Raw genomic sequence first — 3,869 nt, forward strand, 5'->3', positions numbered from 1 at the left:
GGCCGCGGGCGCCGGCGTCGTGCGCGGCCTGTGGGTGACCGGTCTCGGCACCACGATCACCGTCTCGGCCGGGCTCGCGATCAGCCGGGCCGGCGAGCCGGTGGTCGTGCCACGACCGGTGACCCTGGAGATGGCGTCCACGGCGCCGACGGCGACTCGGCGCAACGACGCCTCGTTCAGCTGCTGTGACCAGAACCCACCTGACCAGCAGCCGTCTCCACAGCCGAGCACCGGCAGCGTCGTCCTGCTCGTAGCCCGCGCCGCCTGCCAGCTTCAGGGCCAGGCCCCCCTGTCCCCGCCACCGTCGACCACGGTGTCGCCCGGATGCACTGCGCAGTGGCTCGTCGGAGGCGTCGAGTTCCGCACCATCACCCTGCCGATCCCCAGTGAGGTGGACGGCGTCCAGGTCACCGACACGAGAAGACGCAACCTGGTCACCCACTGGCTGCTCGGATCGGAGCAGCTGCGGCTCCAGCCCGTCTTCCCGTTCAGCTTCGACCCTTCGTACAGCGGCTTCGACCAGCTCGACCCGGCGGACCTGACCCCGTACGACGTCCCGCTGGGGGTCTTCGCCTGGTCGGGCGGCACGATCGGCGACGTCGACAACTGGGCCGCCCGCCGCCGCGTGACCCAGCCCGACCCGGTGCCCGGACCGTGGTCGGCTGTGGTCGCCGACCGTCGTGCCGCCGAGGGGCAGGCACGCTGGCTGCAGTTCCAGGACCAGGCCGCGGACCTCGTGGCTGCGGGGCAGTCGCTGTCGACGTATGCCGGCGACTACTTCCCGCTGCTCCCGCCGGTTGGTTTCCTGCCCGTGGACGCCTCGGCGATCGACGACATCGTCACTGACGTGCAGGACGCGATGGTGATGGCGGAGAACGTGGACGCCAAGGCAACCAGCGCAGCCGATCAGCTGCTCGCGCAGATGAGCGCAGCGGAGCTACCGCTCGGAGTGGGCTACAACCCGCGGGTGTTCTTCGGCTCCGAGCGCACCTTCGGCGGGGTCCTCGAGTGGAGCGAGGCCGACTTCGTGCTGCGGCAGTCGTGGCGGGCTGCGCCGATGCAGCCGAGCGACGACGACGGGACCAGGCAGCCGCGGTTCACCTACTACGTCGTCCTTGACAACCTCCTGGCGATGATCCAGGGCAGGGGTGTCTTCAAGGAGGTGAGGGCCGCTCGCGGCGGGTTCGGTGCGCTGAAACCGGTCCCAGGGACCGTCCCGCGGGTCGGGGGTCAGGTTGCTGCCTTCTATCTCGTCTTCGTGGCGAACCAGTTCTGGTACGGGCAGAACAAGACCCCGTTCGTCCCGTTCCCACCCGGGCGCGCGAACAACGATGTCTGACCTCCGCATCGGCACGCTCCGGCTCCGCGGACACGGAGCCGGGACGTCCGACGTGGAGCCGCTGCTGGCCTCGATCGCGCCCAGGCGGGAGGACCGGCGGGTGCTTGTCGTGCGTCACCTGTCCCTGGCGTCCTGCGACCCGGGCGAGGCGCGCGGTCGGGTGGAGGACGTTCGTCGCCGCGCCGCCCACCCGGTGGGCGGACCGGTCTCCACGGACGTCGAGGCCGTCGAGTTCGCCGACGAGGCCGAGGAGCTGTTGTGCCTCAGCCGCGACGTCCTCGACGGCACCGCCGGCGACCGCTGGTGGTGGGCCGGGCGTATGCCGTCCGGTGCGACCGCGACGAGCGCCACCTTGGCGACCCTCTGGACCAGAAGGGCCCGGTGGGTGCCGACCGTCCTCGCCTCGCTGGAGACCGCCGCCCCCGGATCGGCCGCGCGAGCAGTGCAGCAGCTCGGGCCAGCCTGTGCTGGTGTGCTTGCCGCGGTGCTCGACGAGTTCCCTTCCCGGCGAGGGCTGCTGGACACCCCAGCTGTCAGCAGCCCCGGTCCGCCCCGCGGCCCGAGGGCACCGCGAACCAGCGCGTCGACCACTGTCGCCCAGCGGGACCAGTCCCCGTCCGACCCGACGACGCCTACGACCGTAGTCCGCGGTGCGCCGTGGGACCCGCTYGGCGCCGCGTCCGACGCCGAGCCGTCGTCGGGCCCGGACCCGGCGCTGGTCCTGCTGCGGCTCACCGAGGCCGTGACTGGGGTCGACCTGGTCGCGCCGGGGCCGAGCACCGCTGTCCCCGCACCGCTTTCGCCTCGGGACGCCATGCCGGTCACGTCACCGAACACCGCACCGGACGGCATACGACCTTGGCCGGTCCCCGAGGTCACCGAGGTCACCGAGGTCACCGCCGTTGCCGTAGACGCCGCTGAGGCGGAGGCCAGCACCCAGCCGCTGCCACGGCCGGTGGTTGGCGGCCCAACCAGCCCGACGAGCCTTGGCGGGCGGAGCCCGGCGCCCCCGAATGCCGCCGGGCAGCTTCGTCGTGATCCCGCGCGTCCCGCCTGGGTGGGCACCGGTCAGGTCGTCGACTCGCAGATGGCCACGCTGCTCTACTCGATCAACCTCTTTCGCTGGTTCGCACTCGACCGGAAGGCCGGTCCGCGTGCCACCGGCTGGGGCGTCGTCGACGCGGTCGGTCGATGGATGCTGAGGCGTCTGCCGAAGGCCCGGCGCCGCGCGCTGAAGGGGGACACCCTCCTGGAGGCGCTCGCCGACCTCGATGGTCGAGCCGAGGACATGCCGCCCGACGTCCGCCTGGGACACGCCATGGACCCGGTGCGGACCTGGCTGGACGAGCACGATGTGCCACCTGAGACGTTCGTCCGCCCCGGCCAGGTCGTGGTGTCTCGGACCCACGTCGATGTGGTCATGTCCATCGAGGCGGTCGATCTCGCGGCGCGCATCAGCGGCCTCGACCAGGATCCCGGGTGGGTCCCGGAGCTGGGTCGGATCGTGCAGTTCCATTTCGAGGGTGGTTGACGTGTACGTCGACTCCGTCGTCTCTCGCGTCGCCGATCAGGTCCGGAATCGGTTGCAGGACAGCACGATTCCGGTTCCCGATCTGTCTTGGCTGCCCGCGAGCAGCGATGCGGTGGTCCGGGACGGGCCGCTCAGCCGGCTCACCGAGACCGAGGCCGCCGTCATGGTCGCTGCGGGCGTCATCGAGCTCGACATCCGCTGGGGCTCCCTGTTCGCGATGTTGCAGGAGCCGCTGCGTTCCAGGCGCCCGTGCATCGGGCTGCTCGCCTGGCTGCTCGGCGGGACCGAGGATGTGACCGCGACCTGCCACGACCTCGTGCGGAGAGGGCTGCTCGTCGTCGACAATCCCGCCGATCCTCGCTCGGAGTGGTCCCTTCGGGTCGCCGTGCCGGTCTGGGACGTGATCCGCACCGGACGGATCGACCCGGAGTCCCTGCCGGAGGAGCTCACGCTCCGCTCGGGCTTCCCTGCGTTGGCCGATGTCGCCATCGCCGCCACCCAGGTCGACCTGCTCACCCAGGTCCCACGGCTGCTGGACCAGCCAGGCCTGACGGCCCTGGTGCTGCGAGGCCGGCTCGGCTCGGGCCGCACGACGCTGCTCGGCGCCGCGGCGGCGACCCTCGGGCTCGACGTCCTCGTCCACGACGGCCCGACGGACGGCCCGAGCTGGCCGCTGTTCGAAGCGCTTGCCGCCCTGTGCCCCGTGCTGCCGGTCGTGCGCGCCGACCCGGCACCCGGCGAGATCCTCCAGCTGCCGAGGATGCACGGGTCGGTGACGCCGGTAGGCATCGTGCTCGGGCTCTCGGGAGGCGTGAGCGGTCCGTCGCTGGAGCACGCACTCACGGTGACCCTCGAGCCGTGCGGCCCCGATGAGCGGCGACTGCTCTGGGACGAGTCCGGGCTCGACGTAGGCGTCGACGATGTCGACGAGATCGTGGACCGATTCGTACTCACCCCAGGCGCCATCCGCCGCGCCGCCCCGGTCGCTCGACTCCAGGC

The 3,869-nt window shown here is 71.9% G+C and carries 2 protein-coding genes and 1 pseudogene; all 3 read left to right on the forward strand.

The features are described 5' to 3' along the window. Positions 1-1,339 (forward strand): hypothetical protein (locus tag AC1DP0_RS19330; RefSeq protein WP_478087663.1); only part of this gene is annotated, 1,339 nt, incomplete at its 5' end. Next, a complete protein-coding gene (locus AC1DP0_RS19335; RefSeq protein WP_478087665.1) occupies positions 1,332-2,870 on the forward strand; it encodes a hypothetical protein in 1,539 nt (512 codons plus the stop codon). The genes AC1DP0_RS19330 and AC1DP0_RS19335, both read left to right, overlap by 8 nt. Before the next feature lie 112 nt (positions 2,871-2,982). Then, a pseudogene (locus AC1DP0_RS19340) lies at positions 2,983-3,869 on the forward strand (ATP-binding protein); the annotation flags it as partial.

The organism is Terrabacter sp. P5_B1 (genome assembly GCF_056400505.1).